Origin of the sequence: Rossellomorea sp. SC111 (genome assembly GCF_024733565.1) — a bacterium.
In the GTDB taxonomy this organism is placed as follows: domain Bacteria; phylum Bacillota; class Bacilli; order Bacillales; family Bacillaceae_B; genus Rossellomorea.
In genome coordinates this window covers 111,370-137,626 of sequence record NZ_JANIOC010000009.1, presented here as the reverse complement: position 1 = coordinate 137,626, position 26,257 = coordinate 111,370, and the positions used below count along the sequence as shown (strand labels likewise).

Below are 26,257 nucleotides of genomic sequence, written 5' to 3'. Positions count from 1 at the left end.
TAACATATAATGCCAATTTTTATAAAACTACCATACTCCGCTACAAAAAGCACTCATCATACCCTGCCCAACCTCCGAATATGATGTCTAAGTGAGGCACTTTACACAATCCCTCATCCATCTGGTATATAATGAACCTATAACCCTCAGGAGGTACATATGAAACAGCAAAACTATGCAAATCACAGCAAGTTCGATCCGGTATTCCATGTAGGAATAGCGCTGTCTGCCCTTGTTACCCTTATTTTGACCATTACGTTTTTTGTAAAAAATGTCGGAGAGGAAACGTTACTTAGTTTTATCGTGCTTCTAATGGTGATTATGCTGATTCTGGTCGGGGTGAGGCTCAGGACATATGCCCTTCAGGTACAGGACCGTGTGATCCGCACGGAAGAGAATTTCCGTTACTACCGTCTCACAGGGAATGAGCTCGATAGCAAGCTATCCCTGAAGCAAATCATCGCACTCCGATTCGCAGCGAGTGAAGAGTTCCCTGCGTTAGTCGAACGGACAATGGCGGAAAACTTAACACCCAATGACATTAAAAAAGCAGTTCAGAACTGGCGTGCAGATCATCATCGCGTATAAACAACAGGGATTGGACCGCTCATTCATGGGCGGTTACGTTTTTTTAGAAGGAGGCTCGTTATGCCGAACGAAATCATGGTGGATGTAAAAGAATTAGTAAAAAGATATGGTTCCTTTACGGCAGTGAAGGGAGTCCGTTTTCAGGTGGAAAAGGGGGAGATCTTCGGATTGCTCGGACCGAACGGGGCAGGGAAGACGACGACGATCGAGATGCTCGTGGGACTCCGGAAGCCGGACGCAGGGACGGCAAGCTTAGCCAGATTTGACGTGCGTAAAGAGGTGAATAAGGTGAAGGAAGTGATCGGGGTTCAGCTTCAGTCGACCTCACTCTTTGAACTGCTCAAGGTGGAGGAAATCCTTCATTTGTATGCGAGCTTTTATCCGAAAAATGTGGATATTGATCAATTGATCGAGGATATGCTGCTGACGGAGAAGCGGAAGGACCGGATCAAGGGGTTATCAGGCGGGCAGAAGCAGCGTCTGGCGATTGCCCTCGCTTTGATTCATGATCCAAATATCGTCTTCCTCGATGAACCGACGACTGGCCTGGATCCACAGGCAAGAAGGACGCTGTGGGATATTGTGCTGCGACTAAAGGAGCGGGGGAAGACGGTGATCCTTTCAACTCACTATATGGATGAAGCTCATGTGCTCTGCGACCGGATCGGCATCATGGACCAGGGGGAACTCATCGCCCTCGATACACCGGGAAATCTGGTGAAAACGCTGCAGTCGACCAGTACGATCGAATTCCATTTGGACAATCCTCCTGAACAGGAGTGGTTCATGAAGATGGATGGGGTCGAAGAAGTCGCCATCAAGGATACATTCGTACAGCTTTACACTGATGAGTTGCAAAGAGCGTTGACTTCCTTGATTACCTTATCGACCGAGCATGACTTGAAAATCGAAGACCTTCAGACGCGTCAAGCGACATTAGAGGATGTCTTCATTCATATGACAGGAAGGAGGCTGCGGGAATCATGAGAGCATATTGGCAGCTGACACTGGCACAGTTACGGATATTTGCACGAAATAAACAAGTATTGTTCTTTACCCTGCTCTTCCCGGTCATCCTGATGGTGGCCCTCGGTTCATTCGCAGGCGGAGGGAACTCGGTTTCCCTGACGGTGGGGATGATCGACAGTGATCAAACCGATGCGTCAAAGGATTTAAAGAACTTATTCAATAAAAATGAGGGAATTGAAACAGCTAAATTCGATAACGTCAAAGCGGGAAAAAAAGCCGTGAAAAACGGTGATATCCAGCTACTCATCGAAATCCCGAAAGGATACGGGGAAAACGTGAAGGACAGAGACGAAGCGTTCTCAATTCCCGTTTACTATAACGAGAAGAACCTGACAACCGCTGAACTTGGACTAACGGTAGTGAACGGAATTATTGATCAATACAGCAAGGACCTTGTCGACTACAAGCCTGTCGTGACGGTCGAAAAAGTCGGAATCGAAGCACTGAACATCCGCTATGTCGATTTCCTCGTACCCGGCATTGTTGCCATGATGATCATGAGCAACAATATGAACGGGGTGGCGGGTCAGATTTCTGCCTGGCGTGAACGGGGCATCCTCCGCCGCATGCAGGGGACGAGGCTGAAGGCATCCACCTTCATCGCAGCCCAAATCACGGCACGACTGATGCTGAACGGAACACAGGCACTGCTCGTGGTACTGATTGCCGACCTTATTTTTGATATTAACGTAGCCGGATCGTGGCTTGCGATGATATTCTTCATCATCCTTGGGACCCTGGCGTTCATGTCACTCGGCTTCATCATTGCGGGTATGGCGAAGAACCCTGAAAGTGCAGGGCCGATTGCGGGCTTTGTAACATTTCCGATGCTGTTTCTTGGCGGTGTGTTCTTCCCGATCAACAATATGCCGGACATCATCCAGCCCATCGTGAAGGTGTTGCCGATTGCTCACCTCAGTTCCGCTCTGCGGGAAACGATGAATCTCGGGACGCCGTTTTTGGAGCTTGGAACGGAGACACTGATTCTTGGAGCGTGGCTTGTTGGCGGATTTGCCCTTGCCAGTTATGTGTTTAAGTGGGAATAGAATAGAAAAGAAGTCCAATCGGGTCACGATTGGACTTCTTTTATGCCCTTTTCTCCAAATCCTTCGCGGTCTCACTCATCTCCACGTCATTTCCCTCTTTATAAGTTCCGAACAACACATCGACAAATGGAGTGGACACCCCATACCAATAGTTCTCATTCTTATAGTGATGGAGGATATGCGTCTTTTTGAGCCAGCGCCCGAACCGTGTCTTCGGTTTCATGGGCCGGTGAGCGATATAGTGCTTCCATTCGTATACAAAGAACATGAAGAGGATCCCGGTGGTGAAAGCAAGGGTAATTGACACCGAGCCGGTTATGAAGTAAAACAATAAGCACAGGACAAACAGGTTGGGTGCGCTGTACCAGATCGGCAGAAAGAGGAGCTTCAAGTCATTAGGCTTTTTATGATGATCGTAATGCAGGCGCTTGATTAAATTCAGTAAAAAAGGGCTCTTCGGTGACTTGATGTGGAAGAGAAAGCGGTGGGTAAGGTATTCGCTGAACATGTAAGTGATGATCCCGACGGCAAAAAATAAGAAGCTGAATAGGGAAAGCTCCTTCGTGAACAAAAAGCCAAGTACCACAAGAAAAATACCCATCATGATCAAAATGTCCAAGTGTAAAAAGAAATCCCGATACAATCGATTCTCCTTCATTTCACCATGCCTCCATTCATTTTTTGTTTCCAAAGTGTAATGCTCGTTTCCATCATGTCATGGACAGTTTGTTCAGCTTGTGGAAGGTCCCCCTTCAACATTGATTTAAGAAGTGTTTCGTAATAATTCCGTGAAGCGGCGCGGTGTGTGGAAACGCTGAAATATTTCTCCGCCATCCTGATATACACATCCTTAAAGCTGTTCAGGATCAAGAGGTAAATAGGATTCGGAGAAAGCATGGCAACCCCGTGCTGGATATACCAGTCGAATTCCGCATACGTTACAGCTGTGTCATCTATATCTTCAAACGGAGCGAAGAGGGATATGACCTTCAGTTTGTTATTCTCCAAAGCATCCCTGAAATATGTGGGGGTGATGGAAACGCGCAGCTCGAGCATATAAACGATGAATTCATCCGGAATTTCATCTTTGTGCTGAAGGATCGTGACGATCGTCATCAAGTTTCCCTGTTTCCAGTAATCATTCACGACAGAGGGCATTCCCTTCCGGCTCGTGATCCAGCCGTCCTGTTCCAAGCGCAGCAAGGCTTCGCGGATGGTGGGGCGACCGACTTTGTAATGAGCCGCCAAATCTCTTTCTGATTGAAGGGGTTCCTGAATCTTCAGTTCCCCGCCCAGTATGGAACGGGTAATGTCACGGGCGATGAGGTCGGAAGAACGTTCTTTCATTGTGGTACCTCCTGATTGGTAATACCAATTTTATAATATGGTAATACCATTATATGACTCTATCAATGGTATTTGTCAATAAATTCTGAAATTTAATAATGTTACTTTTTTAAACACCTTATTTCTTGACTCCGTATAGTTGACCCCCTAAACTATAAATTAGAATATATAGTTTAGGGGGTCAACTAGTTGGATAAGCGATTAATTGAAGCAGTCGAACTGTTCGAGGATGTCATGGTGTTCGGGACAGATCGGGTGCTTAAGAATGTTAAAGCTGATGTGTGGCAGGAATATTCTCCTGAACAGATCCAGGTGCTGAAGCTTGTCAATAAGAATGGTCCGCTTGCAGGGGGGATGATCGCCGAGCTCCAGGGGGTCCATAAGAGTGCGATTTCGAACCGTCTGAAGAGGCTTGAGGAGAAAGGCCTCATCGTAATCGTGAAGGCTGAAGGAGATCAGCGTACCAAGCTTGTATGCCTCACCGATGAAGGTCGCCGGGTCGTAACCGAGTCCGATCATGCGGTTTATGCCTATATCGAAGATTTATTTGCCGATCATGTGAAGGACGAGGAACTGGATCAATTCCTGACGATGTTCAGGAAGATCAGATCGATCTTGAAATTGGAGGGTGAAAAAGGATGAAATCAATCATCAAATTTAAGTGGCCGGTTACGATTGGTCTGCTCATCATAACGATATTATTATTTGTCATTTCACCGAACCTCACAAAGCAGGCAGAGGATGCGGGAACGTTCCAGCTTCCGGATGACGCCGCATCAAAGAAAGCCATGGAAATGCTGAATGACGCCGGGGCAGGGGATGAAACAATCTCCGTGGTGTACTCACTGGATGAAGCATTGACTGATTCGGCGAAGAAAGACATCGCGTCGAATGTAGAGGAATTGAAGCAGCTCGGAAATCCTGTCAGTTCGGTCCTCGATCCGTTTGAAAGCGAGGAACTGGAAAATCAGCTCGTCTCAGAAGATGAAAAGACTGTTCTCGTGCCCATCACGGTCGATGGTTCACAGGAGGAAGTCGTAGAGCTGGCTGACGCTATAAAATCAGATATTCTCAAAGGACAGTCATCCGTGTACCTGACAGGGGAAGCCATCATTAATAATGATGTGAACCTGAGCGCGCAGGAAGGATTGAAGCGGACGGAAATTATTACGGTCGTATTGATTTTTGCCTTATTATTAGCCGTTTTCCGTTCCATCGTCACACCACTGATTCCCCTTGTAGCCGTAGGGATCACGTATTTACTCAGTCAATCGATTGTCGCATTTTTCATCGACTGGTTTGGGTTTCCTGTATCGAACTACACGCAAATCTTCCTTGTGGCCATCCTGTTCGGGATCGGGACGGATTATTGCATCCTGTTACTGAGTCGGTTCAAGGAAGAGCTGGGAGCGGGTCAGCCCATTAATGAAGCGATCATCCGCACGTATAAGACGGCGGGCCGTACGCTTTATATAAGCGGACTCGCCGTGTTCATCGGATTCTTCGCCATCGGTTTTGCCGACTTCCCGATCTTTAAATCAGCCGTGGCCGTGGCGGTTGGAATTGCAGTGCTGCTATTAGTGTTAAGTACGGTCATGCCGTTCTTTATGGCCACTTTGAAGGAAAAATTATTCTGGCCATCGAAGAAATCCGTATCTCACAATGATAGTAAGTTATGGGCATGGATGGGCAAGCTTTCTGTCAATCGCCCACTGTTATCCATGGCAGTAGTGGCGATCATTACGGTTCCGTTGTTATTCACATACGACGATGCGCTTTCATTCAACACGGTGGATGAAATCGGGGACAGCTATGATTCCGTCAAAGGTCTACAAGCAATAGAAGACGGTTTTGGTCAAGGAGATTCCTTGCCGGTGCAGGTCCTGCTTTCAAGTGATGAGAAGCTTGTGACCGAAGATACCGTTCCTTATGTTGAAAAGCTGAGCCGTGAGCTAGCGAAAGTCGACGGGGTGAAGAGCGTCCGCTCCATCACACGTCCTGCCGGCGATGCGATCGAAGAATTCAATGCGGACTATCAGCTAGGAAAGATCGCTGAAGGGGTGAACGGGGCAGCTGATGGTCTTGATCAAGCTGTGAAAGGACTCAGCCAGCAGGCAGCCATGGCCGGTCAGGGTCAGGCTCCGCAACCGGGTGCGCCGAGTCCACTGGACGGTCTGAACCAGATCACAGACGGATTGAATCAGGCCGGAGATCAGCTTCAGGGGATGAGTGACAGCGAGACCATCCGCGATACCGGGTTATACTTACCGCCGGGTACATTGGAAAATAAAGAATTTGCCCAAGTGATCGACCGGTATTCTTTTGGAGAAGAAAAAGGGTTGAAGCTTGAAGTCATCCTGTCCGATAATCCGTATTCACCGGAAGCCATCGACACCGTGGACCGGATCAATGAAACGACGGAACGGGTCATCAAGGATACGCCTCTTGAAGATACCGAGGTCGCCATCGGAGGAGTCTCAAGCATCAACCGTGACCTGAGTGATATTTCAACGAGTGACTTCACCCAGACGGTGACGATCATGCTCATTAGTTTGTTTGTGGTCCTCGCAATCCTGTTCCGTTCCTTCATCATGCCGCTTTACATGATTGGATCCCTGCTTCTGACGTACTTCACGTCTGTGGCCGTAGCCGAGTGGATCTTCGTGGAGGGACTTGGATATGACGGCATCAGCTGGGCCGTTCCTTTCTTCGGATTCGTCATGCTCGTGGCACTTGGGGTCGACTACTCGATCTTCCTCATGGACCGTTTCCGGGAACAATCAGCAGGGGGTATGACGGTGACTGACGCCATCAAAGCATCCATGGCGAAGATGGGAACCGTCATCATCACGGCAGCCATCATCCTCGCAGGTACATTCGGGGCCATGGTACCATCGGGCGTACTCAGTCTTGTGCAGATCGCGACAATCGTCATAACCGGGCTGCTTCTATATGGACTGATCGTCCTGCCACTATTGATACCGGCCATGACCGTGTCATTCGGTAACGGGGTCTGGTGGCCGTTCCGACCGAAGAAGGAGAAGTAGATTGATAGCAGCCCGTTCTAAAATAGAGCGGGCTGTCTTTTGAGTGAAAGACTAGTTCAGACAAAAACGAAGTGAAAAACAGGCGAAATAATCTGAATTTTAGTTCGATTAATAGAAAAAAATATTTTTCTGAAAAACTAATCAGAATCTCTACTGATGTTGTCGGGTTTCCCTTTGACATATAAGGGTTCAGAGGGTGTGAAGGTACTTCCAAACCTTTATCACCAAGCATTCATGCCACTATTTTCACTTTTGTTTTTTCATAAAATAGTTTATAATAATCAGATAATACTAGATATTTTACCCTATGAATCATTATAATAGAAGATGGTATGGTTTTTTTTAGACACATGAAGGTGCTGGGTTGAAAGCGCCTGCAAATATAGTGGATGAGGAAGGTTATAATGAGCAGCTTACAGAAGAAAACAGATGTTATCTTAATTGGTGCTGGTGTCATGAGTGCGACTTTAGGGGTGATCCTGAAAGAGTTGGCACCGGAATGGGAAATCACAGTGTTTGAAAAGCTCGCGAAGCCTGGAGAAGAAAGCTCGAACGAATGGAACAATGCCGGAACTGGACATTCTGCACTATGCGAGCTCAACTATACATCCGAAAAGCCTGATGGATCTATAGACATTACGAAAGCAATCAAGGTCAATGAACAGTTCCAACTGTCACGACAATTCTGGTCTTATCTCGTCAACCGCAATCTCATTGGTCAACCGCAGGACTTCATCATGCCGATCCCGCATATGAGCATGGTTCAAGGTGAAGAAAATGTGGAGTTTCTGAAAAAACGTTTGGAAGCGCTGTCAGAAAGTCCTCTCTTCGAAGGCATGGAATTCTCCGATAATCCCGAGAAATTGAAGGAATGGATTCCGCTGATCATGGAGGGCCGTGAATCGGAGGAACCAATCGCAGCGACGAAGATCGATTCAGGGACGGACGTCAACTTCGGGGCATTGACCCGCAAAATGTTCGACTATTTGAATGATAAAGGCGTCGAGATCAACTACAACCATAGTGTGGAAGATATTAAACGCAAATCCGACGGTTCATGGGAAGTGAAGGTCCATGATATCGATGGCATCAAGATGGAATATCATACGGCGAAGTTCGTCTTTATCGGTGGCGGTGGCGGAAGTCTTCCGTTATTGCAAAAAACAGGTATCCCTGAGTCGAAGCAAATCGGTGGATTCCCTGTATCGGGACTCTTCATGGTGTGCAATAACCCTGAAGTCATCGCTCAGCATCACGGGAAAGTCTATGGGAAAGCGAAGGTCGGAGCTCCTCCGATGTCGGTTCCGCATCTTGACACCCGTTACATCGATAACAAGAAATCCCTTCTGTTCGGACCATTTGCCGGGTTCTCACCGAAGTTCCTGAAGGCGGGATCGAATATGGATTTGATCACATCGGTCAAACCGAATAATCTTTTTACCATGCTTGCAGCAGGAGTAAAGGAAATGGGGTTGACGAAGTATCTGATCCAGCAGGTTCTCCTGTCCAATGAGAAACGCATGGAAGAATTACGCGAATTCATTCCGAACGCCAAGAGCGAAGACTGGGATATCGTCGTAGCCGGCCAGCGTGTGCAGGTCATCAAGGACACTGAAGCAGGCAAAGGAACCCTTCAGTTCGGTACAGAAGTGGTCAGTTCCTCCGATGGCTCCGTCGCTGCACTCCTTGGGGCATCTCCGGGTGCTTCCACAGCCGTTCACGTCATGCTGGAAGTATTGGACAAATGCTTCCCGCAGCACATGAAAGAATGGGAGCCGAAGATCAAAGAAATGATCCCATCCTATGGAGTGGCATTAAGTGAAAATCCTGAACTCTTCAGGGAGATTCATACGTCAACTGCGAAGGCGTTGGGTTTGAGGGATAAAGAGGTTGCGTATAGCTAAGTGAATAAGAAGGAATGCCCTGTGGATGTTCGCAGGGTATTTTTTTGTGGTAAAAATTCCGGGATCCAACCCAAGAAAAGGTCCGTTAGTGGTAAAATAAGGGAGTGTTAGGAGGGGATTCGATTGTACGTATTGAAAAAGGTAAACGTTCTCCTTGCTCTTTTAGCATGTGGTGCTGGATTCTATCACTTCTTTATTGGGAATCTCGATTTTTCGAGTAATAGCATTCTAACATGTTTAGCTTTGATGTTTTTGCTATTCGGGATAGAAAAGATGATAGAAAATGATAAGGATCGGAAGCCGGGATTTGCTTATTTGGCAGTAGCCCTGGTCATGTTGATAGGACTTGTCACACCATATATAGAAATATTGTTTTAGGGAGAATAAATCATGATCATAGTTGGAATTTTAGCACTCGTCACCCTTTTCTCGATTGAAATTCAGGTGAGGAAAATGAATAAATCGAATGGACGGATTGTGGAGTTGTTGGAGGAAATGAAGGAAAAGAACAAGTTAGAATGAAAAGAGGAGCAAGTTTGAAATCGAATCTTATTATCGTCGAAGGGATACCGGGGTCTGGCAAGTCAACCACGGCCCATTTCATTAAAGAATATTTAGAAAGTGAAGGCATCACGGCTAAGCTCTTTCAAGAAGGGGATAGTCGTCATCCTGCTGATTATGAATCGACAGCTTGTTTAGATGAGGATCAGTTCAACAACATACTGGAAAGGTTCTCTGAACATCGGGAGACGATCCAAGAGGCTGCAGAAAAGAAGGGCCATCATTATTATATTTCATACGGTCAGCTTACAAATGTTGATTCTTCGCTTACCGATCAATTGGCTTCTTATGATGTCTACGAATTGAATCTCGACACGTTCGAAGAGGTTTCGTATCACTATTGGAAAGAATTCGTGGAAAAAACGGAATTTAGTGATGAAGTATACATATTTGAATGCTGTTTCCTGCAGAATCCATTTACCAAGTTCATTGCCATGCATAATGCGGAACCAAAGAGGTTGGAAAACTATCTAAAGAAAATCAGCTCGTTGATCTCACCAATGAACCCTCTGCTAATCTACTTTTATCAGGACAACGTTGAACAATCCTTCCATCATGTCTATAAGGAGCGAAGTCAGGAGTGGCGTGAGTTCTTTACGGAGTATCATGTGAATCAAGGGTATGGGAAGGCGAATGGGTTGAAGGGTTATCTAGGATTGGTCGAGTATCTTGAGATGCGAAAAAATCAGGAGTTAAGCATCCTTGAGGATTTACCGATCAGTCGTGAACTTGTTGAAAATGGTGAAGGGGACTGGGAAATGTATTATAAGAGAATCAAAGAAGCTATATCTTTTCGTCTATCGTAAATGGAGGAAACGGGGGAGCGATCATTGAACACCCAACAAATGCTGCAAATTGTGAATGAAACGATCCCAAGTGATCAAATCTTTAAACTAGATACCTTTGGTAACGGTTGGGACAATGACATCCTTGTCATAAACGAAGAAACCGTATTCAGATTTCCGAAGACAAGAGAAATAGCGGCAAAAGTAGTGAATGAGACCGCTTTGCTGAAACATTTGGCAGCAAAGGCACCGATGCTTGAAATCCCCCGATATGAGCTCATTCACATAAATGGGAAGATGGCAGGGGTGAAATATCCTTACCTTGAAGGTGTAGTCCTTGGAGGGTTTACACCCCCTAAGCATCAAAGTTCAGTGTTACTCGGGGATTTTCTGACCAAGCTGCACAGCATAAGAAAATCGGATTTGCCGAATCTCAAGACACATCACACGAAAGAATACTGGAAAGAATTATTTCTGAAGGTCCGGACATATGTGTTTCCACATCTGGCCACAGCGCAGAAAACGGTCGTCCTGGATTTTTTCGGGGAGTTCCTGACCAAATACGAATCGGTAAACCTTGCCGTTATTCATGGCGATCTAACGACTGCCAATATTCTATGTGACCCTGAAACGGGTATGGTGAGTGGTGTCATTGATTTCACAGATGCCCAATGGGGAGATCCTGCCTTCGATTTTGCGGGATTGTATTGGTCTTATGGACCCGGTGTGACAAAGGAAGTTTTGTCTCACTACAAGGCAGTAGATAAGGAAGAAATATTCAAACGAGTAGAGAACTTTTACGGACTTCAGCCGGTTTTTCATGAGTTGGTGTATGCAGTGAAAGAGGAACTAGATGTGAACTGGGAGAAGGCACTTGATCGGTTTTTGTATTTGCAAACATTAAGGGAAAAGTAAGGAATCGCACCTACGGGTTAATGCAATACCCTACATAAAGAAATAAATTGGAGGGAGTATATTGTTCTTATTATTTCTAATCCTTACAGCCTCCATTATTGGATTTTTATTGATTCCATTACATGTATTCGGCCTGGCGGTTGGTTTTGGGATCATTACGGGTTGTTTGATGAGAGGGTTGTACCTTTTGCATGAGATTAATCATAAGTTAGACAACCAGAATAGTGAAAGTCAGTAGGCGGCTCGAATGGGGCCGTCTTTATTTGTATTCATACCATTAATTTGAAATAATGACATTATAAGGTTTGTGTTAGGGGGATGTATGTGAAGCATAGGGTCCACAGGTTGAGGGAAATGAACTTGGAGCTGCAGATCACGGAGGAAATCGGTGGCGCCCATGCAGGCAATATTTATAGGGTTGAAGCCGTGGGAGAAAGTGATGGTGAGAGAACCCGTTATATTTATAAAGAGTTTGGTCATGGGCGGAACAAAGAAGTAGACATACATATGAATATAGCAGATGTGCTGAGGCCATTTAATAGAGTCGTGGACATATGGGAGGATTCTCCGCAAGCGATGTTCATGTTGGATCTGGGGGAACCCCTAAAGATAGGCTTTGAAAGTAGGCCAATGGAAGAAAAAAGGAAATTCATCGAGGAGGTATTGAAAAGGTTGGCATCTCTGCATGACACAAGTTCTGTTCAAGCTGCATCCAAGCTGCCCGTCCACAGATTGAGCTCAGAATGGCGGGATTGGTGTCAGGAACAGCTAGTGAAGTTATGTAAAAGAAAAGCGTGGGCACGTTCAGAGTGGATGAAAGTAATCGAAGAAGCCTATGAGAAGTGGGATATCCCTCACTATCAATGGAAATGTCCTGCCGTCATTACTCACGGTGACCCTCATTTAGAGAACGTCTTCTACAAAGATGAAGAGGTATGGTTCATCGATTGGGAGTGGGCAGCAATAGGCTCCCCCTTAAGGGATGTGACGATCCTGATGCAGGATCTGTATGACGATGAACTGATTTCATTCGTTCCTGAGTGTTATCGGAAATGCGTAAAAGAGCGTGGGATAGAATTACATGATGAAGATTTTTGGAGTGATTTTAACTACCTGTACATAGACCATTTGGCGATGATGATGGCGTGGGAAGTGGAGAAGTATTTCCAAGGGTATCTGTCGGAAGAGGGAATTCTGAGAATCATAGAGTGGAAGATTGGAGAGGTTGAGCGGGTCAAAAACGAAGTAATCGTGAAGGGAAGGGGTTCGTCAATATGAATACAAAACCGAAAGTGATGGTCCTGGGAACATTTCATATGCGCTATACTCCAGATCTTCAGCATGTGGAGCTTGATGATGTTTTGTTAAATGATAGGCAAAATGAAATCAAGGAAGTCGTGAACAGTTTGAAAGAGTTCAAGCCTACTAAGATCGCATTGGAAGTGGAGAAGGACAAGAATGAATCACTTAATGAAGAGTTCCGCAAATATCTAAACGAAGACTTAGCATTGGAGGTGGATGAAATTCATCAGTTTGGATTTCGACTGGCATCTGAGTTGCATCATAATGAACTCTATGCCGTTGATTGGATGGACAATGTCGGAAACCTTGGATTGGGGCAGGTCATGGAATGGGCGAAGAATGAGCAGCCTGATATGTATCAACACATTAATGATACATACCGTACAAAGCTCCAATTAAACATGGATCCGCCCAATATTTATGAAATGGTCAAACAAAGTAATTCAGAGTCGAGGGTTCAACTCGATCACGAAATGTATATGGCGATAGCGCGTATTGGCAGGGAAACCAGCTATATTGGAATCGATTGGGTGAGATGGTGGTACCAACGGAATTTAATCATCTACTCGAACCTCGCTGAACTCAGTACCTTGCCTGATGACCGTACACTGTTGATTATCGGGTCGGGACATGTGCACCTGGTGACTCAGTTTCTGAAGGAGAGTGGGTTGGTGGACGTGGTTTCGCCGAATGAATATTTTCAATAAAGGGGTGGAGCGAATGATCGATGAGTTCAACAGCAAACACTTTACACTAAAAAAAGTCAAACACGGCATCTACGCTGCAATAGCAAAGCCAGGGGGCGGGGCAGTAGGAAATGCGGGATTTGTGGATTTAGGAGATCAAGTAGTTGTATTTGATACGTTTAACACCCAGCAGGCGTCGGAAGCTTTGAGAGATGCTGCTGAAAAAATCACAAATCAGAGAGTCACGTGCGTTGTAAATAGCCATTATCACGGAGATCATATCCGGGGCAATCAATCGTTTAAGGACATTCAAATCATCTCAAGCGAGACCACATTAGAAAAAATGAAAGACATCCATCCTCCTAGAATAAAGAAGCAGAAAGCGGACATCGACGGACTCACTCAATATATAGAATCTCTTGAGAAGCAGCTCGATGAAACCGGGGAATCAGCCCTTCAAGATCAAGTGAGCTTTTTATATGAAATGAAACGGTCGTTACCTGACCTGGAATTGACTTTGCCTAATGAAACATTTATAGAAGAGAAGAGTTTACAGGGAACAAAACGACGGGCGAAGATGTTTACGTTAGGAGGCGGCCACTCTTTTTGTGATGCCATGCTTTACATTCCGGAAGAAAAGGTGATTCTTATGGGGGACCTTGTGTTCGTTCACTGTCATCCGACATTCTTTGAGGAGAGCGATCCAAAACAGTGGGTAGAGATTTTACAAGAAGTAATGGAGCTGGATATCGAAATGGTCATCCCCGGACACGGACCGATCGGGAAAAAAGAGGACATTGATAAAATGATTCAATATATTACACACCTACTGTCCAGTCAACATGTAGACACCCCTGCAATCCCTCCTTTGTTTAATGATTGGTCTTCTCCAGAGGTATACTTCCAGAATGTTAAAAAAGTAAAAAGCGAAGAGAGGACTTAGTGAAAAATGAAAAAAGAAACACTCGTATCGGTAAACGATTTCAAATTATACGCCAAACTGATGGGGGAGAAAAACGGTAAACCCACTGTGGTGATGGATGCAGGTTACGGAGATTATTCGAAAGCATGGGATCCCGTGATCGGAGAGTTATCTGGGATAACAGAAGTACTGATATATGATCGTGCCGGACTTGGGGCAAGCGAGAAGAGCCCGAATCCAAGGACGAGCCGCGAGATGGTAAAAGAGCTAAAGGAGTTGTTGTGTAGCTTGAATATCAAGCCTCCTTACATATTGGTCGGGCACTCTTTCGGTGGAGTGAATGTGAGTGTATATGCTCATGAATATCCTGAAGAAGTCGCGGGCTTGGTACTGGTTGACTCGACACCTGTGGGTTATAGAGAACGTTTCCTTCCTACGATGCCGAGTGATTTCCAGGAAGCATATCGCAAGCAATTTGTACGAGAAGGCAATTACCAAGAATTTATGGAAAGCTTGGGGCAGTTAAAAGAATATAAGAAGACATTAAGCATGCCGGTCATAGTACTTTCCGCTGGTAAAAAAGATCATTATTCAGAAGCATCCCAGGAATTGTGGAATGACATGCAGAGGGAGATGGCACTGAGTTCTTCTAAGGGTGAATTTGTGCTTGCTAAGAATAGTGCTCATTATATTCAAAGGGATGAACCATTGGTGGTTATAAAGGCAGTTGAAAAGCTGATGGAACTTGTCCATTCCGACGAGAAATTTGAAACCTCAAGTACCGTGAATACGTAAAGTAAGAAAAACCCACGGAGGTGCAACCATGTACGAATACACTTACGTCCAAACCAGCCTAGGTGGATTTTTCACCGAGCCAAAGCACAGGGAGATCATTGAGGAGTATGCCGCTGAGGGATGGCGGCTCGTCCAGGTGCTTCCGCTCAGGTACAATGGCCACGGAAAACCGACGGATTATGAAATCATATTTGAAAGAGCACTGTCCTAAAAAAAAACGGATTTCTCACTAAGAGAGATCCGCTTTTTATTATGGTGTGATTTTCGAATTGACTGATTTGATCGCTTGATTTAGTTCCGTTAGGTCGACTTCACCTGTTTGAGTATCTTTCAGATGGTACTTTTGTTTGAGGTTGATGATTCTCTGCACGCTTTCATCTATTCGCTCCTCTGAAATTTCCCCATTTTTAACGGCAGATTTCAGTGCTTCCATAGCTGTCACTGCCTTTTGAGCATCGTGGGCGATGAGGATCAGGTCACTGCCGGCTTTGACGGATTGCACTGCAGCTTCTCCCATTCCGTAGTTGTCCGTCACGGCTTTCATGGTCATATCATCCGTGATGACGACGCCATTATAGTTCAGTTTCTTACGTAAAAGATCCGTCACGATGGCCTCCGATAATGATGACGGATAGCTGTCATCGAGTTTGGGAAGCAGGATATGGGCAACCATTACAAGGTCGGCTCCATCATTGATGGCACGCCTGAATGGAATCAGTTCCAGGGACTCGAGTTCCTGTAAGCTTTTGTTCACGACAGGAAGGGCCAGATGTGAATCTACGGATGTGTCACCGTGACCAGGGAAGTGTTTGATCGATGACAGGATGTTTTGGGATTGAATCCCTTTCATCGTCTGGATTCCTAGTTCGCTCACAATATCAGGGTCCGGGCTGAAGGAGCGGTCGCCGATGATCGGGTTATCCGGATTGCTGTTTACGTCCAGGACGGGAGCGAAGTTCAAATTGAATCCGAAGTCTTTCAGCTCTTTGCCGAGAAGGGTCCCCACTTCATAGGAAACGTCCGGATCGTTCGCGTTTCCAATTTGTTGATTGGTAGGGAAATTCACGAGTCCTCCAGGGAGTCGCGTCACGTTCCCGCCTTCCTGATCGACGCTTAATAGGAGGGGAAGAGGGTTATCGGCGTTTGCTTTTTTCAGTTGGTTTACAAAACGGACGGTTTGCTCCGGTCCTTTTAAATGATCCGAGAAGAAGATAAATCCTCCGACTTTATGCTTTTGGATCAAATCCTTCGTCGGCTCATCCATTTGCGTTCCATTGACACCTGCTACGAGCATCTGGCCGATTTTTTCATCGAGGGTCATGTTGGAAATCAGGCTTTGGGAGTCTACTTCACGATTTTCACTCCCGATCGGGTTGATGGCGAAGTAGGACAGAATGAGTACAAGAATCATGACGATTAAAAGGGAATAACCAATCTTATTTTTCGACATATCATTTGTTCCTTTCCATGTAGGATACTTGGTATCATTCTGTTCGTATCTGAAGTACCGTAAACGGAAAAATAGAAAAAGACCCGGTATGAACGGGTCTTTGTGGACAACTTAGTGTATTCATTTCTGTTTTTCTTTCATATGTTGGCTATTACTATAAGTCTGTTCCGATATATGGGTCGGTATTCTTTCTTTAAGCTTTTAATTTACAGGATATGCACATTGCTTCGGAAATACGGTCCGGGTCCAAAAGATATGTATCTTATTTCGGATATACGCTCCAGATACATAAGGAATGCTCACTTATCAGATTTATGATCCCGATAGAAAAATATGCTCCCAGTCCTCAAAGTATAAACCTCATATCAAATAAACGATCCCGAAATTCTATACATGCCCAGTTTGTCGAAAAATCTTAGTCTGCCTAAACACCCCCATCACACATGAAACACCCACACCACAATCGGACCAAACACAGAGCCTAGCAGGGCACTCAACGTCATGGACACGGAACTCATGGAGACGGTCAACTCCCCGTATTCCATCGCTTTCGACGTACCGAGGGCGTGGGATGCGCTGCCTAAGGCGATTCCGCGTCCGAGTGAGCTATGGATGCGGCCCATTTTCAGGATCATCGGTCCGAGGATGACCCCTGAGAATCCGGCGATCATGACGAAGACGACGGTCATGGCCGGGACTCCCCCGAGACCTGATGCAATCTGGATGGCGACGGGTGTCGTGATCGATTTCGGCACGATGGAAAGGATTAGCTCATGGTCGATGCCGAGAATGCGTGCAAACATGAGCCCGCTCACCATTCCGGTCAGAAGTCCTGCGAAGACGCCTCCGATGATCGGGAAGCGATACTTCATCAGGATCTTCCGCTGCTTATATAAGGGATACGCAAGGGCGACGACGGCGGGACCAAGCAGGGAATGGATCCATTTCCCGCCGATCATGTAATCTTTATATGGGATGTGCATACTGACTAAAAGTCCGACGATCACGATCGTTGTGGTCAGGACCGGAATCAGCATCGGAAACGGAAACCGCTGATACACCTTCACCATGGAAAAATAAAGGACGGCGGTGAATGCGATGATCACGATTGCGATCAGTGCTTGCTGCATGCTTGTTCCCTTCTTTCAGATCTTTTTTCTAAGTGCTGGCTGGCAAAACCGGATACAGCCATGGTAACGATGGTACTCACGACGACAATGAGAAATAGCACGGCACCTGTCCCTGATAAGAGAGAAGGATAATTCATGACCCCTGTCATGGCCGGGATGAATAATAGCGGGAGAATGGCGAGTAAAAAGCTTGCGCCATCCTCGACGATGATCACAGGGACAATTTTCAACGACAGGCAGGCAAGGAGCAGGATCAAGCCGATGATGCTTCCGGGTATCGGAAGGTGGAGGAGATGCTGGGCAGTTCCTCCTATAAAGGAAAAGGCATAAAGAATGCCGATTTGGATGATGATTCGAATGATTTTCATAACACGGGACCTCCTGAAAGGAAACCCTTTTCCCACCTTTCAATGAAAACGCTTTACTTTTCCTGGGATTACTTGTACGATACAACTATATACTTGTATTATACAAGTAACTGCAGTGTTGTCAATGAATCTGTCAGGTTGACTGACGTAAAAAGGAGGGAGATCTATGTCCAAAGAGAACTCGATAAAACGGATTGAATACGAGTTGACGTCCTTGATCAGAAAGGCGGTCTTCCGGGATCAGTCCGATCGGAAAATCGGGATCTTGGAGCGCTCGGCATACCTGCTGATGAGGCAGCTCGATGAACAGGGACCATCACGATTGAAGGAGCTTGCCGAAGCGTTCCAACTGGATATTTCGACTTTGTCCAGACAGGCGGCCGCACTCGAGGCAAAGAAGCTCATCCAGCGCTTTTCAGACCCAAGTGACGGACGCGTAAGCCTGTTTGACCTCACTGAGCAAGGGAAGGAAAAGCTTGCTATTGACAGTCGCATGAGGCTCGAGTGGTATGAAGGTATGCTTGAAGGCTGGTCGGATGAGGAGAAGGAAGTATTCGGGGAACTGCTGGTCCGGATGAACGGGGCGTTTGACGAATAAAATAAGTCCGCTTTCTGTTGTTGGCACACCAGAAAGCGGTTTTTTTGTCGAAAAATAATCGTTGACCTTGGAAATACATAACAGTAAAATAAAAATTGATCAATCAATCAATTTTGAATAAAGGAGGGAAACATCATGTCGCGGGAGGAAAAAATGATGAAAAAGAGAGCGGCTATCCTGGAAGCAGCCGTCAAAACATACAGCGAAAATGGATTTGCCGAGACGACGATTTCAGCGATTGCCAAGGAGGCAGGGGTCAGCTTCGGATCCGTGTTCACATACTTTGCTACTAAAGAGGTTCTCTTTGAAGCTGCGATCCTTGAACCGTTGGAAGAGATCAAGCCATATTTTAGTGAGATAGAGGAACGGTACAGTGGAAGTCCGATGGAGATGGTCCGGAATATGATCGACTGCCAGCTGGATGTGTTTGCAAGGAATAAGGATTTCCTGCGCCTTTCACAGCAGGTACTGGCGAGGCCGGACAGGTATCCCGTCTTGTTCGCAGAGTTGAGTGCCTTTGTCGATGTGTTTGCAGAACGCATTCATCCTGTCATTGAAAGAGGGCAAAAGGAGGGATGCTTCTATGAAGGGTCACCGGTGCTGATGGCTCAATCGTATGTTTCCTTATTAAATGGGCTGAGGCTGACCTTTATCGATGACTATACGAATCTGATCTGGAGCAATATGAAAATACAGGCCCTGCGGTTATTCGGTCCTGTGACGGAAGGGTGGGATATGTGATGAAAATACGCGACATTCATCCCAATCTGAAACTAAGGCTTGCCATGCAGTTCCTCGGAGGGCTTGTCACCATGGCGGTCATTCCGTTCATGGCCATCTATTTCGCCCAGAAGATCGGTGCTACTCAAACGGGGGTCATCCTTGTCCTGATCGTCATCAGCGGGATCGTTGGTGGATTTATCGGCGGGCATATCTCAGATAAGATCGGTCGCCGGAAGATTATGATTTTTGCCGAACTCGGAATAATGGCGACGTTCTTCTTCATTGCTCTATGCAATTCACCGTGGTTCGACCTGCCATACGTAACAGCGGCGTTTTTCGTACTCAATATGTTTGCCGGGGGGATGTTCCAGCCTGCAGCACAAGCAATGATCATCGATGTGACCGATTCCGATTCACGGAAGCTCGTATTCACCGTCAGCTACTGGCTTGGAAATCTCGCCACTGCCATCGGAGGCATCATCGGGGCATTTCTATTTAAAACGTACCTGTTTGAATTATTCCTCGGGATATCAGGGATCACACTCCTGTCCGTCCTGATTACCATTTTCTTCATCACAGAAACCTACACACCGGAACCTGCCACCACTGAAACCACTTCTTCATCCAACAAGATGGTTCAAAACTATTCAACCGTATTGAAAGATAAATTATTCATGATGTATATCATCGGCGCCGTTTTCATTTTCACCCTGGAGCAATCCCTGACTAATTACGTCGGAATTCGTCTTGAGAGGGATATCTCAGAGCAACAGGCTTCTTTCCTGGGATTCGACTTCACGCTTGACGGTACGAGGATGCTCGGATTCCTGCGGACGGAAAATACCATTATCGTCGTGCTCTTATCCGCAGTCGTACTATTTCTTTTTAAAAAGTGGAGTGACCGATGGACGCTTGTGACGGGGATGTTCATCTTTTCCATTTGTTTCAGCGCCTTTGCTTTCACGAACAATATTTTATTCCTCTTTATCCTGGGCTTTGTCGGGACGTTCGGGGAGCTCATGTACGTGCCGATCAAGCAGGCGATGATCGGGGACCTGGCGCCGTCCAACGCCCGCAGCACATATATGGCCTTCTACAGCCTGACCTATTATGGCGCCATGATCATTGCTTCCCTCCTCATCATCGTAGGGGAGTGGGTCAGTCCGTTGATGATGGGCGGCATCCTCTTGATCTTCGGTATGACCGGGACTGTCATGTATCATGTGATTATGAAGACGCTGGAAACGAGGGGGGAAGTGGTGCAGGAAGTGAAGGCATCGGTTTCTTCTTGAAAATGAAGGAAGACCCTCATCTAAGGGTCTTCTTTACTTTCGTATTAAAATAGTATGTTCCTCTAGTTCACTTTCCCTATACGCTTCCGCAATCCCCAGATTCCGGATCGTCGCCTTGGCCACTTTTTTATAAGGCAGGGTCACATGAAAATCCGTTTCAAATGGAAAGGCATCAAACGTCACCTCATGCTCATTCACCCACCTGGCCAGAAGCTTTTGATTCCCGGGGTGAAAGCTCTCCGTGTTCTTGAAACCATCCCTGAACCACGGATGCTCGCTCTCTTTATCCACACCCGGTTCATTCAGGCAAAAATAGAGGGAGAGATTATCGGACAATTGAAGGAGCTGAAAGTGCTGGATAAGCAGTTCTTCGTCAAGCTTCGGCAGCTGCTTTCGGATGTTCTTCTGCCTTGATGCTTCATCCTGTAAAAATTGCAGGCAGTCCGGATCCTTCGATTTGGCAAAGAAAGAGCAGAAATGAAGGCTGCATAGAAGTGCTGAATAGAGGTTAGTCTCCTCGATTTCATCCAGCCCGCTTTTGTAGAATGCAAGTTTCGGCAGAAGGGGATAGTCTGAGAAGGTGAAGGGAATCTGCTTCCCGTCGTTCCAGATCGGCGTGTCATCAAGGCCGATCCAGCTCCGGTCGTGCTGATGGGATGCGTAGACGAAGTCATCGAAAAGCGGATCGGATTTTAATAGATTGCGATTGACATGTTTGATCGTTTCGCCGGATACATAGGCGTGGTCGTGTTGTTTGATCATGAAGAAGGAATCCTCGGTTTCCCGGATAATCATAGAGTCAACATCCCCTTTTTAAGACCATTATAGCAAACTAGACATCTTTTATTCTGCCAAAAAGAGATCGAAAGCGGCATCGGCTTTCGATCTTTGAACGCTAGTGGTGCTGACTGTGATCTCCATTCTCCACGGGAACGTGGTCATTCAAGGCTTCGACGTCGGCTTTGGATAGTTCGCCGACGGCAAAAGGCAGAGTCGGCATAATGGTGGAGCCGTTGTTTCCTGCGTGGACTTTGATGTAATAGAGTCCATCTTCCTTCAGGTTCTTATTGAATGTGTAAATCCCATCTCCAGCATTCTCGGCTTCTTCCATTCCATCATGGAAGGACCCGTCGCCTTTCCAGATTTCCACGTGAACAAAGTCGGCGTCCTCCACTATTTTGCTATTTTGTGTGAGTTCGATCTTGATCAGGTCACCGCTGTCGGAAAAATCGTCCGGCATCGTAATATCAGCCTGGAGGGGAGATTCCTGCTCGTACAATTCTGCCGGATCTTCCTTCGGGGCGCAGGCACCAAGAAGCATACAAAGGAAAAGGATACTAAAGTATTTTATCGTTGATTTCATATCGAATCGTCCTTTCTTATGCCGCACCGAAGAATTTTTTCGTAGCAGGGATTTTTTTAATCAATAACCGGTCAAGAAGCAGTATGACAATCAAGGAAGCCCCGACGAGTGGGAATAAGATACCTAGTGCAATCATGATAAGCAGGAAGTACTTCATCTTCAGGATCCCCGGTGATTTCGGTGCACCCATTTCTTTTTTCGGTTTGCGCTTCAGCCACAGATAGAATCCGCTGATGGAGACAAGCATGATGCCAAGGCAGATCAACAGGCTGAACAGTTGATTGATGAAGCCGAATTGGGTGCCTGTATGGAGGGTGATCCCCATGGCGACGATTTTGCCACCAATCCCGTAGTTGGCGAATCGGTAATCGGCGAGGACGGCTCCTGTATACTGATCAAGGTGCATCGTGACTTCATTTTGTGCTTTAGCCGGGAAGGCGGATAGAGTATAGACGCCTTTTTCATCCTGAGGGATGTAGACGGTATAACTCGGATCAATTCCTTCTCGTTTCGCAATCGTTACGACATCATTCATGGATAATGGCGTGTACCCTTCAAGGGCCGATACGGGAACGTCCAAATTCTCAGCAGCCCAGGGGACGTCGGCGATTTCCTTTGTTTTCACGACGGACTGAGGAGCTTCCCCTGTCCAGATAGAAGGAGGGTAGCCGGCTCCTGCGTTGGTCATGAGATTCTGAAAGTTGGTTCCCCAGAATCCGGACCAGGGAAGACCTGTCATGATCAGGAACAGCATTCCTGCTGTGACCCAGAACGCCGGTACTGCGTGGAGATCCCTTCTGAAGATCTTCTTTCCTTTATTGATGCGGGGAAGGAACACGCCTGATAGCTTGTCCTTCTTACGCGGGAACCATAAGAATAATCCCGTGACAATGAGGACGACGGCCCAGCAGGCAACAAGTTCCACAATGCGGTCGCCGATTGTACCCGCCATCAGCTCTCCGTGAATTTCTTCGACTTTATTCATAATCCGGTCCTCGGGCTTCAATTTACCGAGGGACTTTCCTGTGTAAGGATTCAAGAAGACGGTTGCAGACCCGTTTTCTGTACTGATGCCGATTTCACTGGAGCGGTCGGCACTCTCCCCTGGGCGGAAGCTTGTGATCTGTGCATCGGGGTGAAGCGTTTTCACATTATCGATGAGTTCAGTGGCTGGAAGCTTCTCTCCCTGTGGATTAATTTCGTAATACTGTTGATAGAGATTCTGTTCGATCTGGGGCTTGAAGAGATAAATCGATCCCGTCACAGCGAGGATCAATAGAAATGGGGCAATGATGATGCCTGCGTAGAAATGCCATCTCCAAATCGTTTGATATGATTTTTTGTCCATCGTTTTTTCCTCTTTTCCTAGTCGTGGCAACTGCCCGATCCTTGCATGTCATTCGAGATCGCCATGATGGCTTGTGGAAGCGTGTAGATTTTACCTCCGAATCCGGTTTGGAATTGTTCGGCCTGCTTCCTCGATTCAAAGGAAATGACCTGTGGCTGACAGCAGTTCAGGTTCAGGTCCGCATCAATCAGGTATGTGGCGGTTTTTCCACTGATCGTCATGTCCGTCAGGAAGTCACGACAGAGAATCTGCATCACATCCTCCTTGATGTCTTCATAACGGAGTAATCCACAGTGCGGACAGCATGTTTGTTCAATCGAATGATCCTTCTTTATGAGTTGTAAAGCTCTTCTTGAGGTCGTTGTCTTCAGGCAATATACACAGGAATCAGTTGGGATGCCCTCAGATTCCATCGTAGAAATGCCATTTGACGTCTTGCGGACTTTGTTCGCTTCCAACAGTGGCTTAAGGTCCCTGTAGACCGTCATTTCCGATACCTCGAGGCGGGTGCTGATGTCTGATACACGCAGTGTTCCCTCTTCTTCAAGCCAGGTTAAAATTTGTTCTTGTCGATCGATCGGCAGCATGATAACCATCCTTTCTTCTATGTATGCTAGATTCATAATAGATAAGCTTTAACCTTTATTCAATAGATTTAATGTGAAAAAAAGTGAGGAAATGTTGATGTGTAACATAACCGACAAAGAAACTTTTGATTTTCCACACAAATGATAATCATGAAGAAAACGTAAGGATAGAGGGGATGGATCATAAAATGTTTCTTATTCGCCGATTTATTTCTGTTTGTTTTTGTTAGTCTTCTGTGATGTCATGTGCCAGAAAGCAAGCCTGCTAGAATGAACCGCATTTAATAAATATAAAAGAAGGGATTCTCTCCGTAATATCGAAATCATTATAATGAAATCCAGTATATGGGAGGTATGAACAATGGGAAGAATGGTACATTTCGAAGTGCATGTGGATGATATGGAACGGGCCAAGACGTTCTACGGGGAAGTATTCGGCTGGAAATTCGAGGACTGGAGCGAATACGCCGGAATGCCTTATGTCGGGGCTGTGACAGGGGATGAGAATGAGATGGGGATCAATGGTGCACTGATGCAGCGTCAAAGTCCTCCACCTGAACCGAATCAGCCGATGAACGGATATTCCTGCACGATGGGCGTCGGGAATTATGATGAAACCGAGAAGCTTATCCTTGAGCACGGCGGCCAGGTGGCCATGCCGAAGTACGCATTGCCGGGAATGGCGTGGCAGGGGTATTACATAGACACGGAAGGCAATGTGTTCGGGATTCATCAGCCGGATAAGGACGCGAAATAACTGACTGTCTAAAAAAGGTGTTCGCAAAACGCGAACACCTTTTTCTAGACTTCATTCATATAATTCTTCATACATCTGTTTATGCTTTTTATCCCGAATGATGATTTTATAAGGAATATCCTCAACTGAGAGTTCCTTTTTCTTAACATCAATAATTTGTTTAACATAGTCGTTAATTTCTTTTGCCTTATTCTTTTCATTTTTCGGGAGTGATGTTTTGATAATGATCTCCAAAGGTGCTGGGTGGAATGAATAAGCGAACCCATTCACTTCGGTGAACTTATCACTGGATACCTCCATGATTGAAGTGAAAATCGGCTGCCATTCTTCGTCCCAAATTTCCGACTTGCTTCTTTTCTTAATCTTTATTGCGAGGTCCTGAATGTTTTCTTTTTGGAATGCCTCTTCAAGTTTATTAGTTAAATTTTCGGTTACATGCTTTGTGTTATTTGTTTTATTGAACGCTACTTTGATAGTAGCTGTTTTAGTTTGAGGGTCTATATCCACTTGGCTTTTATTAAAATGATTCGTCGTCAAAACTGTATCTATGGTATTGTACACTTTATTTAAATATTCCATCCTTTCCTTTTCTTTCTCGCTTACAATGGTTTCAGGTGGATCAATAACAGTCACTTCGGTCTTATAATGATCAATATGATTCTTAATCGCCATGGAATTTACTATGTCTTCAAATTCCTTCTCATACTCTTTCTTCCATTTTTTATCGTCAACCATTAGAGTGAAGTTTGGTTTTTTAGAGAAATGAGAAGTGAAGAGAGAAGTATCGACAACTCCTTCGGGCATTTTGTCTTTTACTCTTTTTGTCACATCGTCGTAAAAAATATCCATCCGTTTCTCTTGATCTTCAGAGTCTTGCATACTGGAGAAAATCTCGTCAAAATATGGAACATTGGACATGACGGCAGCCATAGTTGGAGAAAGAAAAGTAGACCCGATTAGTACAACGATTGCCAGAATAGCTACACTTGAAAAATAGGTTATATGATTTCTATAGAATTTCTTAGGTGTTTTATGAACTTCCTTCATAACAATGTGTTTCAGTTTATCTGTCATTTCATCATCATAATAATGATGTTCAAAATGTGCTTTTACCTTTTTTAATTGTCTATCCAAAACGGGATCTCTCCTTTCTTTACCATTTTCTCTTTAAGTATGGATCTGCCTCGTGATAATCGGGTCTTCACAGAGTTGATGTTTACGTTTAGTGCATCGGATATTTCATTCACCTTTAGATCTTGGAAATAATATAAGATGATGACTTCCCTATAAATAATCGGTAAATCCAAGACTATATGTAAAATCTGTTCATTATGATTGTATTTCAACATGGTCTTTTCAGCACTTTCGCTTTTCTTGAAATTTTCAAAGAATACCTTAGGGAATTTTAAGATTTTAAAACTCTTTTTCTTTACAGCATCTTTTGCAGTATTCACTGTGATTCGGTAGATCCAGGATTTTATCTCTGCGTCTCCTCTAAATGAATCGAGATTTCGATAGCACTTGATGAAGACTTCCTGTGAAACGTCCTCAGCTAATCCTTTCTCTTTTACAAATGAATATGCCAGGAGATACACATCTTTAGAATAATGGGTCATGATATGTTCAAGCATTAGCTCTTTATTGTTAGTGATTCCTTCGTTAGTTTTCATTTCTTCCAATGCCTTTCCTCCTTTCCTTCGCTATTAAGACTTCA

Annotated in this window: 31 protein-coding genes; 20 read left to right on the top strand and 11 right to left on the bottom strand. The window is 45.5% G+C overall.

Translation table 11 applies throughout. The features are described from left to right. Positions 1-159 precede the first annotated feature (159 nt). The 3 genes from NQ095_RS13460 to NQ095_RS13450 are packed head-to-tail and all read left to right on the top strand — an operon-like array spanning position 160 to position 2,663. Positions 160-588, top strand: coding sequence for a DUF6526 family protein (locus tag NQ095_RS13460; RefSeq protein WP_258263983.1), 429 nt, complete (start codon positions 160-162; stop codon positions 586-588). Between the two features lie 60 nt (positions 589-648). Next, complete coding sequence (locus NQ095_RS13455) at positions 649-1,575, top strand: ABC transporter ATP-binding protein (protein WP_258263982.1); 927 nt, start codon at positions 649-651, stop codon at positions 1,573-1,575. Continuing rightward, a complete protein-coding gene (locus NQ095_RS13450) occupies positions 1,572-2,663 on the top strand; it encodes an ABC transporter permease (protein ID WP_258263981.1) in 1,092 nt (363 codons plus the stop codon). The genes NQ095_RS13455 and NQ095_RS13450 overlap by 4 nt, the downstream gene beginning before the upstream one ends. Before the next feature lie 40 nt (positions 2,664-2,703). Here NQ095_RS13450 and NQ095_RS13445 read toward each other — a convergent pair whose 3' ends face one another. Both NQ095_RS13445 and NQ095_RS13440 read right to left on the bottom strand, forming a co-directional pair. After that, entirely contained in the window at positions 2,704-3,321 is a 618-nt protein-coding gene (locus NQ095_RS13445; RefSeq protein ID WP_258263980.1) for a sterol desaturase family protein, read from the bottom strand. Beyond that, the gene (locus tag NQ095_RS13440) at positions 3,318-4,010 is read right to left on the bottom strand and encodes a GntR family transcriptional regulator (protein WP_258263979.1); all 693 of its coding nucleotides are present in this window, start codon (positions 4,008-4,010) and stop codon (positions 3,318-3,320) included. Before NQ095_RS13440 ends, NQ095_RS13445 begins: the two co-directional genes overlap by 4 nt. A gap of 189 nt (positions 4,011-4,199) precedes the next feature. Here NQ095_RS13440 and NQ095_RS13435 point away from each other — a divergent pair, with 189 nt between their 5' ends. The 13 genes from NQ095_RS13435 (at position 4,200) to NQ095_RS13375 (ending at position 15,138) form a co-directional block, all read left to right on the top strand. Beyond that, complete coding sequence (locus NQ095_RS13435; protein WP_258263978.1) at positions 4,200-4,652, top strand: MarR family winged helix-turn-helix transcriptional regulator; 453 nt, start codon at positions 4,200-4,202, stop codon at positions 4,650-4,652. Continuing rightward, positions 4,649-7,057, top strand: a complete 2,409-nt coding sequence (locus NQ095_RS13430) for an MMPL family transporter (RefSeq protein WP_258263977.1) — start codon at positions 4,649-4,651, stop codon at positions 7,055-7,057. Before NQ095_RS13435 ends, NQ095_RS13430 begins: the two co-directional genes overlap by 4 nt. Before the next feature lie 404 nt (positions 7,058-7,461). Beyond that, positions 7,462-8,961, top strand: a complete 1,500-nt coding sequence (locus NQ095_RS13425) for a malate:quinone oxidoreductase (protein ID WP_258263976.1) — start codon at positions 7,462-7,464, stop codon at positions 8,959-8,961. A 123-nt stretch (positions 8,962-9,084) separates the two neighbouring features. Then, entirely contained in the window at positions 9,085-9,339 is a 255-nt protein-coding gene (locus NQ095_RS13420; RefSeq protein WP_258263975.1) for a hypothetical protein, read from the top strand. A gap of 12 nt (positions 9,340-9,351) precedes the next feature. Beyond that, positions 9,352-9,483 carry a hypothetical protein gene (locus NQ095_RS13415; protein WP_258263974.1) on the top strand — a complete coding sequence of 44 codons (132 nt, stop codon included), beginning with the start codon at positions 9,352-9,354 and terminating at the stop codon, positions 9,481-9,483. A gap of 14 nt (positions 9,484-9,497) precedes the next feature. Next, the gene (locus tag NQ095_RS13410) at positions 9,498-10,328 is read left to right on the top strand and encodes a P-loop NTPase family protein (RefSeq protein ID WP_258263973.1); all 831 of its coding nucleotides are present in this window, start codon (positions 9,498-9,500) and stop codon (positions 10,326-10,328) included. A 24-nt stretch (positions 10,329-10,352) separates the two neighbouring features. Continuing rightward, positions 10,353-11,222: an aminoglycoside phosphotransferase family protein gene (locus NQ095_RS13405; RefSeq protein WP_258263972.1), complete on the top strand. Its 870-nt coding sequence runs from the start codon at positions 10,353-10,355 to the stop codon at positions 11,220-11,222. 61 nt (positions 11,223-11,283) lie between these two features. Continuing rightward, positions 11,284-11,460 (top strand): hypothetical protein, encoded by a 177-nt coding sequence (locus NQ095_RS13400; RefSeq protein ID WP_258263971.1) that lies wholly within the window; start codon positions 11,284-11,286, stop codon positions 11,458-11,460. A gap of 86 nt (positions 11,461-11,546) precedes the next feature. Next, entirely contained in the window at positions 11,547-12,500 is a 954-nt protein-coding gene (locus NQ095_RS13395) for a phosphotransferase family protein (RefSeq protein ID WP_258263970.1), read from the top strand. Further along, a complete protein-coding gene (locus NQ095_RS13390) occupies positions 12,497-13,231 on the top strand; it encodes a DUF5694 domain-containing protein (protein ID WP_258263969.1) in 735 nt (244 codons plus the stop codon). The genes NQ095_RS13395 and NQ095_RS13390 overlap by 4 nt, the downstream gene beginning before the upstream one ends. Next, entirely contained in the window at positions 13,215-14,153 is a 939-nt protein-coding gene (locus NQ095_RS13385) for an MBL fold metallo-hydrolase (protein ID WP_258263968.1), read from the top strand. Before NQ095_RS13390 ends, NQ095_RS13385 begins: the two co-directional genes overlap by 17 nt. Before the next feature lie 6 nt (positions 14,154-14,159). Continuing rightward, entirely contained in the window at positions 14,160-14,927 is a 768-nt protein-coding gene (locus tag NQ095_RS13380) for an alpha/beta fold hydrolase (protein ID WP_258263967.1), read from the top strand. 28 nt (positions 14,928-14,955) lie between these two features. Beyond that, positions 14,956-15,138, top strand: coding sequence for a DUF4177 domain-containing protein (locus tag NQ095_RS13375; RefSeq protein WP_258263966.1), 183 nt, complete (start codon positions 14,956-14,958; stop codon positions 15,136-15,138). Between the two features lie 39 nt (positions 15,139-15,177). On the opposite strand, the gene nagZ is transcribed toward NQ095_RS13375, so the two are convergent. The 3 genes from nagZ to NQ095_RS13360 all read right to left on the bottom strand — a co-directional run bounded on the left by nagZ (position 15,178) and on the right by NQ095_RS13360 (position 17,875). Continuing rightward, positions 15,178-16,377, bottom strand: coding sequence for a beta-N-acetylhexosaminidase (gene nagZ, locus NQ095_RS13370; RefSeq protein WP_258263965.1), 1,200 nt, complete (start codon positions 16,375-16,377; stop codon positions 15,178-15,180). A 437-nt stretch (positions 16,378-16,814) separates the two neighbouring features. Further along, a complete protein-coding gene (locus NQ095_RS13365) occupies positions 16,815-17,507 on the bottom strand; it encodes an LrgB family protein (protein ID WP_258263964.1) in 693 nt (230 codons plus the stop codon). Continuing rightward, positions 17,492-17,875 carry a CidA/LrgA family protein gene (locus NQ095_RS13360; RefSeq protein WP_258263963.1) on the bottom strand — a complete coding sequence of 128 codons (384 nt, stop codon included), beginning with the start codon at positions 17,873-17,875 and terminating at the stop codon, positions 17,492-17,494. The genes NQ095_RS13365 and NQ095_RS13360 overlap by 16 nt, the downstream gene beginning before the upstream one ends. 166 nt (positions 17,876-18,041) lie before the next feature. On the opposite strand from NQ095_RS13360, the gene NQ095_RS13355 reads away from it, so the two are divergent. The 3 genes from NQ095_RS13355 to NQ095_RS13345 all read left to right on the top strand — a co-directional run bounded on the left by NQ095_RS13355 (position 18,042) and on the right by NQ095_RS13345 (position 20,488). Continuing rightward, on the top strand, positions 18,042-18,473 hold the full coding sequence (locus NQ095_RS13355; RefSeq protein ID WP_258263962.1) for a MarR family winged helix-turn-helix transcriptional regulator: 432 nt from the start codon (positions 18,042-18,044) through the stop codon (positions 18,471-18,473). A 135-nt stretch (positions 18,474-18,608) separates the two neighbouring features. Then, a complete protein-coding gene (locus tag NQ095_RS13350) occupies positions 18,609-19,214 on the top strand; it encodes a TetR/AcrR family transcriptional regulator (RefSeq protein ID WP_258263961.1) in 606 nt (201 codons plus the stop codon). Continuing rightward, on the top strand, positions 19,214-20,488 hold the full coding sequence (locus tag NQ095_RS13345; protein ID WP_258263960.1) for an MFS transporter: 1,275 nt from the start codon (positions 19,214-19,216) through the stop codon (positions 20,486-20,488). The genes NQ095_RS13350 and NQ095_RS13345 overlap by 1 nt, the downstream gene beginning before the upstream one ends. 33 nt (positions 20,489-20,521) lie before the next feature. Here the strand turns inward: NQ095_RS13345 and NQ095_RS13340 are convergent, their stop codons facing one another. From NQ095_RS13340 to NQ095_RS13325, 4 genes are all read right to left on the bottom strand, one after another. Further along, a complete protein-coding gene (locus NQ095_RS13340) occupies positions 20,522-21,283 on the bottom strand; it encodes a DUF3891 family protein (RefSeq protein WP_258263959.1) in 762 nt (253 codons plus the stop codon). Between the two features lie 100 nt (positions 21,284-21,383). Then, positions 21,384-21,851: a FixH family protein gene (locus NQ095_RS13335; RefSeq protein WP_258263958.1), complete on the bottom strand. Its 468-nt coding sequence runs from the start codon at positions 21,849-21,851 to the stop codon at positions 21,384-21,386. 16 nt (positions 21,852-21,867) lie between these two features. Beyond that, positions 21,868-23,199 carry a PepSY-associated TM helix domain-containing protein gene (locus tag NQ095_RS13330; protein ID WP_258263957.1) on the bottom strand — a complete coding sequence of 444 codons (1,332 nt, stop codon included), beginning with the start codon at positions 23,197-23,199 and terminating at the stop codon, positions 21,868-21,870. Positions 23,200-23,216: 17 nt separating this feature from the next. Then, on the bottom strand, positions 23,217-23,822 hold the full coding sequence (locus NQ095_RS13325) for a DeoR family transcriptional regulator (RefSeq protein WP_309137642.1): 606 nt from the start codon (positions 23,820-23,822) through the stop codon (positions 23,217-23,219). A gap of 325 nt (positions 23,823-24,147) precedes the next feature. Here NQ095_RS13325 and NQ095_RS13320 point away from each other — a divergent pair, with 325 nt between their 5' ends. Further along, the gene (locus NQ095_RS13320; RefSeq protein ID WP_258263956.1) at positions 24,148-24,543 is read left to right on the top strand and encodes a VOC family protein; all 396 of its coding nucleotides are present in this window, start codon (positions 24,148-24,150) and stop codon (positions 24,541-24,543) included. A 51-nt stretch (positions 24,544-24,594) separates the two neighbouring features. Here NQ095_RS13320 and NQ095_RS13315 read toward each other — a convergent pair whose 3' ends face one another. Both NQ095_RS13315 and NQ095_RS13310 read right to left on the bottom strand, forming a co-directional pair. After that, positions 24,595-25,677 (bottom strand): DUF4179 domain-containing protein, encoded by a 1,083-nt coding sequence (locus NQ095_RS13315; protein ID WP_258263955.1) that lies wholly within the window; start codon positions 25,675-25,677, stop codon positions 24,595-24,597. After that, the gene (locus NQ095_RS13310) at positions 25,662-26,213 is read right to left on the bottom strand and encodes a sigma-70 family RNA polymerase sigma factor (protein WP_258264054.1); all 552 of its coding nucleotides are present in this window, start codon (positions 26,211-26,213) and stop codon (positions 25,662-25,664) included. Before NQ095_RS13310 ends, NQ095_RS13315 begins: the two co-directional genes overlap by 16 nt. Positions 26,214-26,257 lie beyond the last annotated feature (44 nt).

Excerpts from the sequence above, each read along its gene's own strand:
- NQ095_RS13365 (WP_258263964.1), bottom strand. The coding sequence starts at position 17,507 with ATGCAGCAAGCACTGATCGCAATCGTGATCATCGCATTCACCGCCGTC.
- NQ095_RS13425 (WP_258263976.1), top strand. The coding sequence starts at position 7,462 with ATGAGCAGCTTACAGAAGAAAACAGATGTTATCTTAATTGGTGCTGGT.
- NQ095_RS13310 (WP_258264054.1), bottom strand. The coding sequence starts at position 26,213 with ATGAAAACTAACGAAGGAATCACTAACAATAAAGAGCTAATGCTTGAA.
- nagZ (WP_258263965.1), bottom strand. The coding sequence starts at position 16,377 with ATGTCGAAAAATAAGATTGGTTATTCCCTTTTAATCGTCATGATTCTT.
- NQ095_RS13350 (WP_258263961.1), top strand. The coding sequence starts at position 18,609 with ATGTCGCGGGAGGAAAAAATGATGAAAAAGAGAGCGGCTATCCTGGAA.
- NQ095_RS13440 (WP_258263979.1), bottom strand. The coding sequence starts at position 4,010 with ATGAAAGAACGTTCTTCCGACCTCATCGCCCGTGACATTACCCGTTCC.
- NQ095_RS13415 (WP_258263974.1), top strand. The coding sequence starts at position 9,352 with ATGATCATAGTTGGAATTTTAGCACTCGTCACCCTTTTCTCGATTGAA.
- NQ095_RS13430 (WP_258263977.1), top strand. The coding sequence starts at position 4,649 with ATGAAATCAATCATCAAATTTAAGTGGCCGGTTACGATTGGTCTGCTC.
- NQ095_RS13375 (WP_258263966.1), top strand. The coding sequence starts at position 14,956 with ATGTACGAATACACTTACGTCCAAACCAGCCTAGGTGGATTTTTCACC.
- NQ095_RS13460 (WP_258263983.1), top strand. The coding sequence starts at position 160 with ATGAAACAGCAAAACTATGCAAATCACAGCAAGTTCGATCCGGTATTC.
- NQ095_RS13355 (WP_258263962.1), top strand. The coding sequence starts at position 18,042 with ATGTCCAAAGAGAACTCGATAAAACGGATTGAATACGAGTTGACGTCC.
- NQ095_RS13320 (WP_258263956.1), top strand. The coding sequence starts at position 24,148 with ATGGGAAGAATGGTACATTTCGAAGTGCATGTGGATGATATGGAACGG.
- NQ095_RS13455 (WP_258263982.1), top strand. The coding sequence starts at position 649 with ATGCCGAACGAAATCATGGTGGATGTAAAAGAATTAGTAAAAAGATAT.
- NQ095_RS13330 (WP_258263957.1), bottom strand. The coding sequence starts at position 23,199 with ATGGACAAAAAATCATATCAAACGATTTGGAGATGGCATTTCTACGCA.
- NQ095_RS13345 (WP_258263960.1), top strand. The coding sequence starts at position 19,214 with ATGAAAATACGCGACATTCATCCCAATCTGAAACTAAGGCTTGCCATG.
- NQ095_RS13340 (WP_258263959.1), bottom strand. The coding sequence starts at position 21,283 with ATGATTATCCGGGAAACCGAGGATTCCTTCTTCATGATCAAACAACAC.
- NQ095_RS13385 (WP_258263968.1), top strand. The coding sequence starts at position 13,215 with ATGAATATTTTCAATAAAGGGGTGGAGCGAATGATCGATGAGTTCAAC.
- NQ095_RS13450 (WP_258263981.1), top strand. The coding sequence starts at position 1,572 with ATGAGAGCATATTGGCAGCTGACACTGGCACAGTTACGGATATTTGCA.
- NQ095_RS13380 (WP_258263967.1), top strand. The coding sequence starts at position 14,160 with ATGAAAAAAGAAACACTCGTATCGGTAAACGATTTCAAATTATACGCC.
- NQ095_RS13390 (WP_258263969.1), top strand. The coding sequence starts at position 12,497 with ATGAATACAAAACCGAAAGTGATGGTCCTGGGAACATTTCATATGCGC.
- NQ095_RS13325 (WP_309137642.1), bottom strand. The coding sequence starts at position 23,822 with ATGAATCTAGCATACATAGAAGAAAGGATGGTTATCATGCTGCCGATC.
- NQ095_RS13360 (WP_258263963.1), bottom strand. The coding sequence starts at position 17,875 with ATGAAAATCATTCGAATCATCATCCAAATCGGCATTCTTTATGCCTTT.
- NQ095_RS13445 (WP_258263980.1), bottom strand. The coding sequence starts at position 3,321 with ATGAAGGAGAATCGATTGTATCGGGATTTCTTTTTACACTTGGACATT.
- NQ095_RS13335 (WP_258263958.1), bottom strand. The coding sequence starts at position 21,851 with ATGAAATCAACGATAAAATACTTTAGTATCCTTTTCCTTTGTATGCTT.